This is a genomic window from Streptomyces sp. NPDC005496 (assembly GCF_042872045.1).
GTDB lineage: Bacteria > Actinomycetota > Actinomycetes > Streptomycetales > Streptomycetaceae > Streptomyces.
The window spans coordinates 506,462-520,268 of sequence record NZ_JBIAJQ010000002.1 but is presented as its reverse complement, the minus strand read 5'-3'; the positions used below and the strand labels follow the sequence as shown (position 1 = coordinate 520,268).

The window sequence follows — 13,807 nt, the reverse complement described above, 5'->3', positions numbered from 1 at the left end:
CCATACCTATCAGGGCAATGCGGTGCGAGCGAGGGAATTTCGCCCGGGTTACCGGAACGGTTCTTCCGCGAAGTTCTCTGTGAACTTGAGCGCTCGGACGGGGGACAAGTGGGACCTCCCGTGCCAAGGGGCTGGTCCGATGGATAGGGTCCCGAGCAATGGCAGCAGGACGAGAGCGGCGCACGGCCGCCGAGACGTTCACGGCCCGGTTGAAGAAGCAGTGGCACCGGGTCCGCACCGCCCTGCGCAGATCCGCCGTCGACTACTTCCGCGGAGACGGTTCGGACTGGATCGCGCTGGTCGGTCTGCTGCTGATGATCCCGGTGATCGCGTCCACCACGATGGTCAACTCGGTGTGGTGCTCACCGGCCGCGCTCGTCCTGCCGATCGTCGCGGGCGGGCTGCTGCTGCGCCCCGCCAGCCTGCTCGGCCTGTACGCCGCAGCGGCCACGGCGCTGATCGTGGAGTCCGTCAGGCTCGGCCCGTACACCCAGGGCCCGTCCCGGGTGACGCCGGGCGTCGTGCTCGTCGTCGCGGCCTGCGGCTTCTTCGGACTGCTGATCGCCCAGTTCCGCAGCCGCGTCGGGGTGCCCTGGCGGCGCGGCGGCACCATGCTCTTCGACCTGCGCGAGCGCATCCGGGTGCAGAGCAAGCTGCCCCAGCTGCCGCAGGGCTGGCACCGGGAGATGGCGCTCCGGCCCGCGGGCGGACAGTCCTTCTCGGGCGACTTCGTGGTGGCGGCCCGCACGAACGGCGGGCGGACCCTGGAGGTCGTCCTCACCGACGTCTCCGGCAAGGGCATGGACGCCGGATCGCGCGCGCTGCTCCTGTCCGGCGCCTTCGGCGGCCTGCTCGGCTCGCTGCCGCCGCACGCCTTCCTGCCCGCGGCCAACGGCTACCTCCTGCGCCAGGACTGGGACGAGGGCTTCGCGACCTCCATCCACCTGGTCCTCGACCTGGACTCCGGCGACTACGAGCTGTTCTCCGCCGGGCACCCGCCGGGCCTCCAGCTCAGCGCGGGCAGCGGCCGCTGGGAGGAGAAGGTGGCCGAGGGACCCCTCCTCGGGGTGTACGACGGCGCCCAGTTCGACCCGGTGAAGGGCTCGCTGCGCCCGGGGGACGTGCTGATGCTGTTCACGGACGGGCTGGTGGAGACCGCCGACCGCGACATCGTGGAGGGCATCGACCGCCTCACCGGAGAGGCCGACCGCTATGTGGCGGGCGGTTTCCACGGCGCCGCCTGGCACCTCATCGAGGCGGTGGCCAAGGACGTCAACGACGACCGGGCGCTGCTGCTGATCTGCCGCGACGGACCCACCTCGGCCCGCTGAGCGGCTGCCGGGGCGGTGCGGGCGGGCCCTGGGAGACACTGGGGGCGTGACGCAGACTCTCCTGACCCTGGCCGAAGTCGAAGCCCTCGCCCGCACGGCGCACGCCGCGCAGAGCGACAAGGCGGGCCGGCCGTACGCAGAGCACCTCCAGGCCGTGGCGGAGGGGGTGCGCGAGCGCGGCGGCGACGACGAGCAGGTGGCGGCGGCCTGGCTGCACGACGCCGTCGAGGACGGCGTGCTCACCCGCGAGTGGCTGAACGGCGCCGCGCTGACGCAGCGCACGAAGGACATCGTCCTCGCGCTCACCAAGGGCGAGGACGAGCCCCCGGAGTCGTACGCGGCACGCGTCCGCTCGACCCCGGGCGCTCTGGTGGTGAAGGCGGCGGACCTGGCGCACAACGGCGACCCTGCCCGGCTCGCGGCCCTCGACGAGCACACGCGGGCCAGGCTGGCCAAGAAGTACGCCACGATGCGCGCGCTTCTCGGCCTGCCGCCCGCGTGAGGGCCACCGCGGGCGCTACCGGGCCGAGTTGGCCCTGGCGCGCTCGCGGGCGAGCTCCGTGGCGTCCCGCTTGAACGCCCACTCCATCTTCGGCTCCATCGCCCAGCGGAACATCCGCTGGACAGGCGGCGTGCACAGCACCGTGATGACCGCGGCCGCGAAGAGCGTCGCGAAGATCTCGCCGTACGGCTGCTGGAGCCAGGCGTAGCTGTCGTACCAGCCCCAGAAGCGGGAGCCCTTGGCGAGGAAGCCGTGCAGCAGGTAGCCGTACAGCGTGCCCGCGCCCAGCACCGTGAACCACGTCTGCCGGCGCGGCACCCAGGCGAAGAAGCACGAGGTGAGCACCATCGAGCAGCCGAAGAGCGCGAGCGTCATGACGACTCCGGCCCACCACGGGGCACCCAGCTCCTGAGCGCTGTCCCGGTGGTAGAACCAGGCCGAGTTCATCTTCGGGCCCACCCAGTAGGCCACCGCCAGCGCGGCCGCGAAGAGGGGCAGCGACAGCAGACGGACCTCACGGCGCCGCATCAGCTGGAAGTACTCGGGCTTCATGAACAGGCCCATGACGAAGAACGGCAGGAACTGCAGCACCCGTTGCAGGTCGAGGTCGTCGCCGATGTCGGGCGAGACCGAGGCCAGAACGGCGACGGCGAGCGCGAGCGGCACCGGCCAGCGCACGACCTTCCACAGCGGGGTGGTCAGCCGCCACACGAACAGGGCGACCAGGAACCAGGTCAGGTACCAGGGGTCGAGCAGACTGATGGGGTGCGTCGGGTCGTCGTCCGCGAACCGCTTGAAGAGGGAGTACGCGACCTCGAAGAGCACGTACGGCACGGCGACGCCGGTGACCAGCCGCCGGAGCCGGTCGGGGCGCATGTCGAAACTGCGCGAGAAGTAGCCGGAGATGAGGATGAACGCCGGCATGTGGAAGGTGTACACGACCATGTACAGCGCCTCCGCGGCGCGGCTGTGGTCGGTGAGCGGCTCCCAGGCGTGACCCATCGCGACGAGGACGATCGCCAGGTACTTGGCGTTGTCGAAGAAGGCGTCGCGCTGTTTGACCGGCCTGCCGCCCGGGGAGGCGGTGTGTGCGGCCGGCGGTGCGGGGTGGGGCGAGCGCGGACTCGGGACTCCGTCCACCGGCGGCTGTGCCGGGGGGAGCGGCGCTCTGTCGTGGCCGTGCGGACGCAACGAGTTCGTCACAGGCCCTCCCACCAGGAACTCGGCGGGTCGGTCCGTGACCTCGCTGCACTTGCGGGGGACGAGGCAGCGTGGAACATCTGAGGCACCCTAGCGTTGTCTGCGGGATTTCGTAAAACCCCTGGGTGTGATTACTGCTTTCGCCTGCGCATACCCCCGATTTGGCGAAGTCAACATCCGAATCCGAACACAGTCCGATCATCGATCGGCAGAACCTGTCCGCCCGTTGTGTCCCTCTTCATCCTGACTAAATGGTGCATAACACTCGCGGGCGACTCCTGTGGAATGTCCGTTTCCGGAGACTTCCGTTGCGTGTCTTCGGCTCACCAGGTGTGCCCGCGGCGACAATTCGAATTACCTGCGAACAGGATGTGTGGGCATGGAAACGATCACGCTGAATTCCTGATGCGGGGTCACCCTCGAATTGCAGTGCGGGCAGCCGCCGTTGCGTCCCGTGGGGCCCGTGCGGCGACGCGGACTCCAGCTCTCCTCGACCGACGTTGCCTCACCAGCCGCATACGGCGGGCCTGTTGGTGGCACGATGGTTCTGGCGGGGGTGCGCGGGGCTGGCGCTCCCGGGCCGGTAGAGCGGAACCGACCGTAGGGTGTGATCAGTTGTGGCCATTTCGCTGTCAGTGGTGCTGCTGTTGGCGATCATCCTGGTGGTGTTGATCCGAGGGGGATCGATCAAGGCGGGGCCCGCCATCGTCGCGGTGCTCTTCGGCTTCTTCCTCGCCTCGACCGGGATGGCTCCGTCCATCAACCGGTTCCTGAACTCGATAGCGGAGACCATCAACTCGATCAGCTTCTGACCGGGAGCCCTCCCCGGGGTGCCCGCCCGCCCGGGCCCGGCCGGCGCCCCTCCGGTGAGCGGCGCGCGCGTCGACCGCCGAGCGGGGGGCGCGCGCCGGGCGCCGGCTCCGCGACCCCGCACCACCGGTGTCGCCATGTACCGGTCGACCAGGACGCCGAGGCCCGCTCCCGGCGCCCCGGTCCCCGCACCTCTCACGGAGCCGCACGCCGGCCGGTCCGCCGCCCACCGCCGGCGACGGACGGTACCCACGACACGACAGAGGGCCAGACCGAGGAGTGATCCTCTGCCTGGCCCTACGTCATCTGGAGCGGGCGACGGGAATCGAACCCGCGTAGCTAGTTTGGAAGACTAGGGCTCTACCATTGAGCTACGCCCGCACGGCTCGCGCCGCAGGTCAGTGACCGCGGCACAGAAGGCATCGTAGCGGGTCGCACCCACTCGCCGCACACCCGTCACGCACTTCCTCCGCGGGCGCCGCGCACGCGGGGAAAATGGGCCCGCCGCCGGGCCTGCGGGCATGTACCCTACGTGTCGCACCGACGGGGTGTGGCGCAGCTTGGTAGCGCGTCCGCTTTGGGAGCGGAAGGCCGTGGGTTCAAATCCCGCCACCCCGACCACCTGGATCTTCGTCAGGACGGCTGGTTCCGGCAAGGAACGCCGGGGATCCCCCGATCTCCTTTTGGGGCGTGTACCGCCTGCGGCTAGTATGCAAACTGCGCGCCCGTATGTCTGCACTGTCATGTCTCTCAAGGGCCGCGAATCCTCAGAGGCTCTGCCCGACCGGCAGAGGCACGCAGAACCCCCAAGAAGTCAGCCACAAGGAGACCGAACCGTGAAGAGCGCCGTGGAGACCCTGAACCCGACTCGGGTTCGGCTCACTGTCGAGGTGCCCTTCGAGGAGCTCAAGGACAGCCTCGACGCGGCGTACAAGAAGATCAACCAGCAGGTCACGGTGAAGGGGTTCCGGAAGGGCAAGATCCCGGCGCGCGTCATCGACCAGCGGTTCGGTCGTGGCGCCGTGCTCGAGGAAGCCGTCAACGACGCGCTCCCGAAGTTCTACACCGAAGCGGTCAACGAGGCTGAGCTGAACGTCCTCGGCCAGCCCGAGGTCGACATCACCGAGCTGAAGGACGGCGAGACGCTGAACTTCACCGCCGAGGTCGACGTCCGCCCGACCATCGAGATCCCGGACTACTCCGGCATCGAGGTCGAGGTCGACGCCGTCGAGGTCAGCGACGAGGACGTCGAGAAGGCCGTCACCGAGCTGCGCGAGCGCTTCGCCTCGACCTCCCCGGTCGAGCGCGCCGCCCAGGACGGTGACGTCGTCACCCTCGACCTGGAGGCCAAGGTCGACGGAGAGATCCTGGAGGACGGCGTCGCCTCCGGCGTCTCCTACACCATCGGCTCCGGTGAGCTGCTGGACGGCATCGACGAGGCCGTGAAGGGCGTGGAGGCCGGTGGCGAGGCCACCTTCACCTCCGAGCTCAAGGGCGGCTCGGCGGCCGGCAAGGAGGCCGAGGTCACCGTCAAGGTCACCCAGGTCGCCGCCCGTGAACTGCCCGAGCTGGACGACGACTTCGCGCAGCTCGCGTCGGAGTTCGACACCCTCGACGAGCTCAAGGCCGACAGCCGCAAGCGCCTCGAGAACATGAAGCAGTACGACCAGGCCACGCAGGCCCAGGAGCGTGTCCTGGAGAAGCTGCTCGAGCTGGTCGAGGTCCCGGTCCCCGAGAAGCTGCTCGCGGACGAGATCCAGACCCGCAAGCACAACCTCGAGCACCACCAGCTCGGCCAGATGGGCCTCGACCTCGCGAAGTACCTGGAGATCCAGGGCAAGACCGAGGAAGAGTTCGACGCCGAGACCGAGGAAGCCGCGGTCAAGGGCATCAAGACGCAGTTCGTCCTCGACGAGCTCGTCAACAAGGAGAAGCTGAACGTCAACCAGGAGGAGCTCACCGAGCACCTCATGCGGCGCGCCGCCTCCTCCGGCATGTCCCCCGACCAGTTCGCCCAGGCCGTCGTCGAGGGCGGCCAGGTCCCGATGCTGGTCGGCGAGGTCGCCCGCGGCAAGGCCCTCGCGGTCGTCGTCGAGGCCGCCACGGTCAAGGACACCAACGGCGAGATCGTCGACCTGGACGACGAGGACGAGACGGCCGAGACCGTCGAGGCCCCGGCCGAGTCCACGGACGAGACCCCGGAAGCCAAGCCCGAGGCCTGATCAACCTGCGGTAACCGCGACGGGCCCCCGGGACAGCAGTCCCGGGGGCCCGTCGCGGTTACCAGGGGCGCGGGGAACGGCGCGACCGGCCCCCGACGACCCGCACCCGCCTCCGTGCAGCCCCCGGCAGACGCGCCTGCGCCTGAGGGTCCCGTAGGGGCCGTTTGCACGGCGCCCCGCACACCGGGCAAGCCCGAGGCGCGACCGCCCCGTAGCGCGCCCTCAGGGGGCGGGGAACGGTGCGCTCGGCCCGAGGCGCCGCGTCCGCCCCCCCGCGCCTCGCGAGGCAGCCCCGTGGGCGCCCCCGCGCACCCCGGGTCGCCCCTGCGAACGGCGCCGAGTGAACCCCGGTCAAGCCAGCGCAGCACATGCGCTCACAGCGAACAGTTCCTTCTGCGGGATTCTCCGGAGGGACCCGCGCGTTAGGGTCCATGAATACGAGGGCAGGGGAGTCCCCGAAGCCGCCCCGGGGCGGTGCGGGTGGGGCCCCAGGCCTGAGCAGAAGACGTGAGACGGCCCGGCGCCGTCGCAAGACGAGCAGGTGGATACGTGACGAATCTGATGCCCACAGCTGCCGGCGACCCCATCGGTGGTGGCCTCGGCGACCAGGTCTACAACCGACTGCTCGGCGAGCGAATCATCTTCCTCGGCCAGGCGGTCGACGATGACATCGCCAACAAGATCACGGCGCAGCTGCTGCTCCTTGCCTCCGACCCGGACAAGGACATCTACCTCTACATCAACAGCCCCGGCGGCTCGATCACGGCCGGCATGGCGATCTACGACACCATGCAGTACATCAAGAACGACGTGGTGACGATCGCCATGGGCATGGCGGCCTCGATGGGCCAGTTCCTGCTCAGCGCCGGCACCCCCGGCAAGCGCTTCGCCCTGCCGAACGCCGAGATCCTGATCCACCAGCCTTCCGCCGGCCTCGCGGGCTCCGCGTCGGACATCAAGATCCACGCCGAGCGGCTGCTGCACACCAAGAAGCGGATGGCGGAGCTGACCGCCTTCCACACCGGCCAGAGCGTGGAGCAGATCACCCGCGACTCCGACCGTGACCGCTGGTTCGACCCGATCGAGGCCAAGGAGTACGGCCTCATCGACGACATCATGCCCACCGCGGCCGGCATGCCGGGCGGCGGCGGCACCGGGGCGGCGTAACAGGCTCGGGACGGTGCGGGCCGACGTACGCGGTATTCGCCGCCGTACGCCGGCGCGCGAGCCCCTCGAGCCCCCCAGTCGACGCCTCAGCCCCTTTCAGGCTTCCAGGAGACACAGTGAACGACTTCCCCGGCAGCGGCATCTACGCCCGCACGCAGGCCGAGTACACCGGTCCTCGTGCTGAGTCCCGCTACGTCATCCCGCGCTTCGTCGAGCGCACCTCGCAGGGCGTGCGTGAGTACGACCCGTACGCGAAGCTCTTCGAGGAGCGCGTGATCTTCCTCGGCGTGCAGATCGACGACGCCTCCGCCAACGACGTCATGGCGCAGCTGCTGTGCCTGGAGTCGATGGACCCCGACCGCGACATCTCCGTCTACATCAACAGCCCCGGCGGCTCCTTCACGGCGCTCACGGCCATCTACGACACCATGCAGTTCGTGAAGCCGGACATCCAGACGGTCTGCATGGGCCAGGCCGCCTCCGCGGCCGCCATCCTGCTGGCCGCCGGTACGCCGGGCAAGCGCATGGCCCTGCCGAACGCGCGCGTGCTGATCCACCAGCCGTACAGCGAGACCGGCCGCGGTCAGGTCTCGGACCTGGAGATCGCCGCCAACGAGATCCTCCGGATGCGCGGTCAGCTGGAGGACATGCTGGCCAAGCACTCCACCACGCCGATCGAGAAGATCCGCGAGGACATCGAGCGCGACAAGATCCTCACGGCCGAGGACGCGCTCTCGTACGGCCTGATCGACCAGATCATCTCCACCCGGAAGATGAACAACTCGGCGGTTGCCTGACGCGACGCTGTATCGTCTGCCGCTCCTTGGCACGGAGCACGTCAAAGTGAACCGTGCCAAGGGGGGCCCGAACGGGGGTCCCGGCAAGGTACCGTCGGACATAAGGCAGCACCAGGAGCCGCTGGACCTAGGCGTCTCCCAGGCGAAGGGGAAGCACACCGTGGCACGCATCGGTGACGGCGGCGATCTGCTCAAGTGCTCGTTCTGTGGCAAGAGCCAGAAGCAGGTCAAGAAGCTCATCGCAGGCCCCGGTGTGTACATCTGCGACGAGTGCATCGACCTCTGTAACGAGATCATCGAGGAGGAGCTCGCCGAGACGAGCGAGGTCCGCTGGGAGGAACTCCCCAAACCGCGGGAGATCTACGAGTTCCTCGAGGGGTACGTCGTGGGCCAGGAGGCCGCCAAGAAGGCGCTCTCGGTCGCGGTGTACAACCACTACAAGCGGGTCCAGGCCGGGGAGAACGGCGGGGCGCAGGGGCGTGACGACGCCATCGAGCTGGCGAAGTCGAACATCCTGCTGCTGGGCCCGACGGGCTCCGGCAAGACCCTGCTGGCCCAGACCCTGGCCCGCATGCTGAACGTCCCGTTCGCCATCGCCGACGCGACGGCACTGACGGAGGCCGGGTACGTCGGCGAGGACGTCGAGAACATTCTGCTGAAGCTGATCCAGGCGGCGGACTACGACGTCAAGAAGGCCGAGACCGGCATCATCTACATCGACGAGATCGACAAGGTCGCCCGCAAGAGCGAGAACCCGTCGATCACCCGCGATGTGAGCGGCGAGGGCGTGCAGCAGGCCCTGCTGAAGATCCTCGAGGGCACCACCGCCTCGGTCCCGCCGCAGGGCGGCCGCAAGCACCCCCACCAGGAGTTCATCCAGATCGACACGACGAACGTGCTGTTCATCGTGGGCGGCGCCTTCGCGGGCCTGGAGAAGATCATCGAGTCCCGGGCCGGCGCCAAGGGCATCGGCTTCGGCGCGACGATCCGCTCCAAGCGCGAGATCGAGTCCAAGGACCAGTTCGAGGCCGTCATGCCGGAGGACCTGGTGAAGTTCGGGATGATCCCCGAGTTCATCGGCCGGCTCCCCGTCATCACCTCGGTCCACAACCTCGACCGCGAGGCGCTCCTGCAGATCCTGGTGGAGCCGCGCAACGCGCTGATGAAGCAGTACCAGCGCCTCTTCGAACTCGACGGCGTGGAGCTGGAGTTCGAGCGCGAGGCCCTGGAGGCCATCGCCGACCAGGCCATCCTTCGCCAGACCGGCGCCCGCGGACTGCGCGCCATCATGGAAGAGGTCCTGATGTCGGTGATGTACGAGGTCCCGTCCCGCAAGGACGTGGCCCGTGTCGTCATCACCCCGGACGTCGTTCACTCGAACGTGAACCCGACGCTGATCCCGAGGGACGCGCGCAACGGGCGCGGCCCGGGCGAGCAGAAGACGGCGTAACCCGCCGCGGTACGCGCAGCGAAGAGGCCCCGGTCGGACGACCGGGGCCTCTTCGCTTTTGGTGCGCGGGGTCAGATCTTGACGCGCACGTCGTTGCGGAGCTTCGCGGCGAGGTCCGCCGTGGTCTCCATCGAGCCGCCCTTGCCGGTGGCGAAGGTGCTCAGGTCGAGCGCGAACACCGAGGCGACCGTGCTGTGGTCGGCCCAGATGCACAGCGGCATCTTCACGGTCTTGGGGGCACTGCTCGTGCTCGATTCGTCGTTGTTGGTGATCTCGGTCTCCTGGCACTTCAGGATGCCGTTCTCGAAACCGTCCGGAGTGAACTCCTGCGGGCTGCCGAGCAGCTTGCCCGTGCTGGCCTCGTCGCTCTGGTCCTTCTCGGACTCGCTCTTGGCCTTGGCGAACATGGCGTCGACGACCCCCTCCGGGTCGTCGATGGTGCCGTACACGCCGCTGAAGGAGAGGTTCTTGCCCGTCAGACCGCTGCCGCTCGTGTAGCCGGCGCTGACGTCCTTGGCGTCCTTCACGCCCCACTTCTCGAAGTCCTTGAGGTCCTCGTCGGACGTCGTGTTGGCGGCGTTCTCGCTCTTCTTGTACGAGCCGTCGAGCACCTTCGCCGGCGTCGTCAGCTTGTGGGGGCCGTCGTCCGCGACGGACGAGGAGCCGCTGCCCGACCCGAGCACGAAGTACGCGCCGACCGCGATCGCCGCCACGACCGCCACCGCACCGATGACCAGACCGGTCTTCTTCTTGCCGCCGGCCGGGGCGGGCGGCTGCGGGGCGCCGTAGGGCTGCTGGCCGTACGGCTGCTGGGGCGGAACGCCAGGAGGAGCCTGCTGCGGATAACCGTAGCCCGGCTGCTGGGGAGCCTGCTGCGGGTAGCCGTAGCCGGGCTGCGGCGCCTGCGGCTGCTGACCGTAGGGCCCGGGCTGCTGCGGCTGCTGGCCGTACGGTCCGGGCTGCTGGGGCTGCCCGCCGTACGGGCCCGGCTGGTTGTAGCTCATTACTGGGTTCCCCTCCGGATACTTATGTGTTCCGAACATCCTGGCGCAAGGTCGTACGCGGGAGGGCGCCGGGGGGCTCACCGTTACTGAAGAATCCCGTTTCGGGACGGGCCCGTGACACCTCTAAACTGGCTCCGTGACCGACAACGCTCAGCAGCAGCCGCCAGCATCCACTCCCGAACTGCCGACCCAGTACGCGCCGGCCGAGGTAGAGGGGAAGCTGTACGAGCGCTGGGTGGAGCGGGGCTACTTCACCGCGGACGCCAAGAGCGAGAAGCCTCCGTACACCATCGTCATCCCCCCGCCGAACGTGACCGGCTCCCTGCACCTGGGCCACGCCTTCCAGCACACCCTCATGGACGCCCTGACGCGCCGTAAGCGCATGCAGGGGTTCGAGGCGTTGTGGCTGCCCGGCATGGACCACGCCGGTATCGCCACCCAGAACAAGGTCGAGCAGCAGCTCGCCGAGGAGGGCAAGTCCCGCCACGACCTGGGGCGCGAGGAGTTCGTCGAGCGCGTCTGGCAGTGGAAGGAGGAGTACGGCGGCAAGATCCTCGGCCAGATGCGCCGGCTCGGCGACGGCGTGGACTGGTCGCGTGAGCGCTTCACCATGGACGAGGGCCTGTCCGAGGCCGTCCAGACCATCTTCAAGCGGCTGTTCGACGACGAGCTGATCTACCGCGCCGAGCGCATCATCAACTGGTGCCCGCGCTGCCTCACGGCGATCTCCGACATCGAGGTCGAGTACCAGGAGGATGACGGCGAGCTCGTCTCCATCCGGTACGGCGAGGGCGACGAGACGCTCGTCGTCGCCACCACCCGCGCCGAGACGATGCTCGGCGACACCGCCGTGGCCGTCCACCCCGACGACGAGCGCTACCGCCACCTCGTCGGCAAGCGGATCAAGCTGCCGCTGACCGACCGCACCATCCCCGTCGTCGCGGACACGCACGTCGACCCCGAGTTCGGCACCGGCGCCGTCAAGGTCACCCCCGCCCACGACCCGAACGACTTCGCGATCGGCCAGCGCCACGGCCTGGAGTCGATCACGGTCATGGACGAGCGGGCGGTCATCACCGTCCACGGCCCCTTCCAGGGACTCGACCGCTACGAGGCCCGTTCCGCCATCGTCGGCGCGCTGCGTTCGCAGGGCCGCATCGTCGCCGAGAAGCGTCCGTACGTCCACTCCGTGGGCCACTGCTCGCGCTGCCGGACGACCGTCGAGCCGCGCCTTTCCATGCAGTGGTGGGTCAAGGTCGCCCCGCTGGCGAAGGCCGCCGGCGACGCCGTGCGCGACGGCCGCGTCGCGATCCACCCCGCCGACATGTCGAAGCGCTACTTCGACTGGGTCGACAACATGCACGACTGGTGCATCTCACGGCAGTTGTGGTGGGGCCACCGCATCCCCGTCTGGTACGGCCCCGAGGGCGAGGTCGTCTGCGTCGGCCCCGACGAGGAGCCGCCCGGCACGGAGGCCGAGGGCTGGACCCAGGACACCGACGTCCTGGACACCTGGTTCTCCTCGGGCCTGTGGCCGTTCTCCACGCTCGGCTGGCCGGAGCGCACCCCGGATCTGGAGAAGTTCTACTCCACCGACGTCCTGCTCACGGGACACGACATCATCTTCTTCTGGGTCGCCCGGATGATGATGTTCGGCCTGTACGCGATGGACGGCGAGGTCCCCTTCAAGACCATCGCGCTCACCGGTCTGGTCCGCGACGAGCGCGGCAAGAAGATGTCCAAGTCCTTCGGCAACGTGGTGGACCCGCTCGACTGGATGGACGCGTACGGCTCCGACGCCGTCCGCTTCACCCTGGCCCGCGGCGCCAACCCCGGTACGGACGTGCCGATCGGCGAGGACTGGGTTCAGGCCTCCCGCAACTTCGCCAACAAGATCTGGAACGCCACGCGGTTCGCGCTGATGAACGGCGCGACGGTCGAGGGCCCGCTGCCCGACGCCTCGCAGATGTCCGCGACGGACCGCTGGATCCTGTCCCGGCTGAACAAGACGGTCGCCGAAGTCGACGCGTTCTACGAGGACTTCCAGTTCGCGAAGCTTTCCGACGCCCTCTACCACTACGCGTGGGACGAGGTGTTCGACTGGTACGTCGAGCTGTCCAAGACCACGTTCATGGGCGGCGGCGAGGCGGCGAAGGTCTCCGGACGGGTCCTCGGCGAGGTCCTGGACGTCACGCTGCGGCTGCTCCACCCGGTCGTCCCGTTCGTCACGGAGACCCTGTGGACGACCCTCACCGGCGGTGAGTCCGTCGTGATCGCCGACTGGCCGAAGGACAGCGGCTTCCGCGACGACGCCGCCGAGCGGGAGATCGAGACGCTCCAGCGGGTCATCACCGAGGTCCGCCGCTTCCGCGCCGACCAGGGTCTGCAGCCCGGTCAGCGCGTCCCGGCCCGGCTGACCCTCGACGGGACCGCACTGGCCCCGCACGAGGCGGCCATCCGGCAGTTGCTGCGCCTCCAGCCGGAGGGCGAGGAGTTCACGGCCACGGCGACCCTGCCGGTCGGGGGAGCGCAGGTCGCGCTCGACCTCTCGGGCACGATCGACGTCGCCGCGGAGCGCAAGCGGCTGGCCAAGGACCTCGCCGCCGCCGAGAAGGAGAAGGCCCAGGCGAACGCCAAGCTCGGCAACGAGGCGTTCCTCGCCAAGGCCCCGGACAACGTGGTGGAGAAGATCCGCACCCGCCTCGCCAAGGCGGACGAGGACATCACCCGCATCCAGACCCAACTGGACCGCCTCCCCCAGGCGTAACACCCCACCACGCACACGAAGGAGGCCCCCGGTGCCAATACGGCACCGGGGGCCTCCTCATACCCCCGACTCCTGGCCGCGGGCTCCGCCCCGACCCTCGAAGCTGGGCTACGCCCCCTGACCCGAGGGCTCGCTCCGTAGCCAGCGGTGGGCTCCGCCCCCTGTCCCCAGGGCTCGCTCCGTAGCTGGCGGTGGGCTCCGCCCGGCCTCTGGCGTCGCCCCGCACCGCCGAAGGTGGGCTCGGCCCCCTGTCCCGGGGCCTCGCACCGCAGCCCGCAGTGGACTACGCCCCGGCTCCCGATGGCTTCGTCCCGGCTTCCGGCCACGGGCCGAGACCCCGGCCCTGCCACCGGGCGGCGGGCTCCGCCCCGCGCCCCCACCCCCGGGGCTCGCCCCGCCCTCCGGGGGCGTAGCCCCAGCTTCCGGCCGTGGGCTCCGACCTCGACCCCCGGCCCCCGGCCTCCGACCTCGACCCCCGGCCCCCGGCCTCCGACCTCGACCCCCGGCCCCCGGCCTCCGACCTCGACCCCCGGCCCCCGGCCTCCGACCTCGACCCC

At 69.5% G+C, this 13,807-nt stretch carries 10 protein-coding genes and 2 tRNA genes; 9 read left to right on the top strand and 3 right to left on the bottom strand.

Annotated elements, in window-relative coordinates:
* Window positions 1–158 precede the first annotated feature (158 nt).
* Both ACFYQQ_RS06840 and ACFYQQ_RS06835 read left to right on the top strand, forming a co-directional pair.
* Complete coding sequence (locus tag ACFYQQ_RS06840) at window positions 159–1,331, top strand: PP2C family protein-serine/threonine phosphatase (RefSeq protein ID WP_356165054.1); 1,173 nt, start codon at window positions 159–161, stop codon at window positions 1,329–1,331.
* Between the two features lie 46 nt (window positions 1,332–1,377).
* Window positions 1,378–1,833 carry an HD domain-containing protein gene (locus ACFYQQ_RS06835; protein WP_355793217.1) on the top strand — a complete coding sequence of 152 codons (456 nt, stop codon included), beginning with the start codon at window positions 1,378–1,380 and terminating at the stop codon, window positions 1,831–1,833.
* Window positions 1,834–1,848: 15 nt separating this feature from the next.
* Here the strand turns inward: ACFYQQ_RS06835 and ACFYQQ_RS06830 are convergent, their stop codons facing one another.
* Window positions 1,849–3,036 (bottom strand): acyltransferase family protein, encoded by a 1,188-nt coding sequence (locus ACFYQQ_RS06830; protein WP_355793219.1) that lies wholly within the window; start codon window positions 3,034–3,036, stop codon window positions 1,849–1,851.
* A 614-nt stretch (window positions 3,037–3,650) separates the two neighbouring features.
* Here ACFYQQ_RS06830 and ACFYQQ_RS06825 point away from each other — a divergent pair.
* A complete protein-coding gene (locus tag ACFYQQ_RS06825; RefSeq protein WP_016435177.1) occupies window positions 3,651–3,845 on the top strand; it encodes a hypothetical protein in 195 nt (64 codons plus the stop codon).
* A gap of 305 nt (window positions 3,846–4,150) precedes the next feature.
* Here the strand turns inward: ACFYQQ_RS06825 and ACFYQQ_RS06820 are convergent.
* Window positions 4,151–4,224, bottom strand: a tRNA-Gly gene (locus ACFYQQ_RS06820).
* Between the two features lie 163 nt (window positions 4,225–4,387).
* On the opposite strand from ACFYQQ_RS06820, the gene ACFYQQ_RS06815 reads away from it, so the two are divergent.
* The 5 genes from ACFYQQ_RS06815 (at window position 4,388) to clpX (ending at window position 9,479) form a co-directional block, all read left to right on the top strand.
* Window positions 4,388–4,464 (top strand) — tRNA-Pro (locus tag ACFYQQ_RS06815).
* A gap of 215 nt (window positions 4,465–4,679) precedes the next feature.
* On the top strand, window positions 4,680–6,065 hold the full coding sequence (tig, locus tag ACFYQQ_RS06810; protein ID WP_356165059.1) for a trigger factor: 1,386 nt from the start codon (window positions 4,680–4,682) through the stop codon (window positions 6,063–6,065).
* Window positions 6,066–6,626: 561 nt separating this feature from the next.
* Window positions 6,627–7,232, top strand: a complete 606-nt coding sequence (locus ACFYQQ_RS06805) for an ATP-dependent Clp protease proteolytic subunit (RefSeq protein WP_183116939.1) — start codon at window positions 6,627–6,629, stop codon at window positions 7,230–7,232.
* Between the two features lie 116 nt (window positions 7,233–7,348).
* Complete coding sequence (locus ACFYQQ_RS06800; protein ID WP_355791635.1) at window positions 7,349–8,029, top strand: ATP-dependent Clp protease proteolytic subunit; 681 nt, start codon at window positions 7,349–7,351, stop codon at window positions 8,027–8,029.
* A 160-nt stretch (window positions 8,030–8,189) separates the two neighbouring features.
* Window positions 8,190–9,479, top strand: a complete 1,290-nt coding sequence (clpX, locus tag ACFYQQ_RS06795; RefSeq protein ID WP_355791632.1) for an ATP-dependent Clp protease ATP-binding subunit ClpX — start codon at window positions 8,190–8,192, stop codon at window positions 9,477–9,479.
* 71 nt (window positions 9,480–9,550) lie between these two features.
* Here the strand turns inward: clpX and ACFYQQ_RS06790 are convergent, their stop codons facing one another.
* Window positions 9,551–10,483, bottom strand: a complete 933-nt coding sequence (locus ACFYQQ_RS06790; protein ID WP_356237695.1) for a hypothetical protein — start codon at window positions 10,481–10,483, stop codon at window positions 9,551–9,553.
* Window positions 10,484–10,619: 136 nt separating this feature from the next.
* On the opposite strand from ACFYQQ_RS06790, the gene ACFYQQ_RS06785 reads away from it, so the two are divergent.
* Window positions 10,620–13,250 (top strand): valine--tRNA ligase, encoded by a 2,631-nt coding sequence (locus ACFYQQ_RS06785; protein WP_356168887.1) that lies wholly within the window; start codon window positions 10,620–10,622, stop codon window positions 13,248–13,250.
* Window positions 13,251–13,807: the final 557 nt, after the last annotated feature.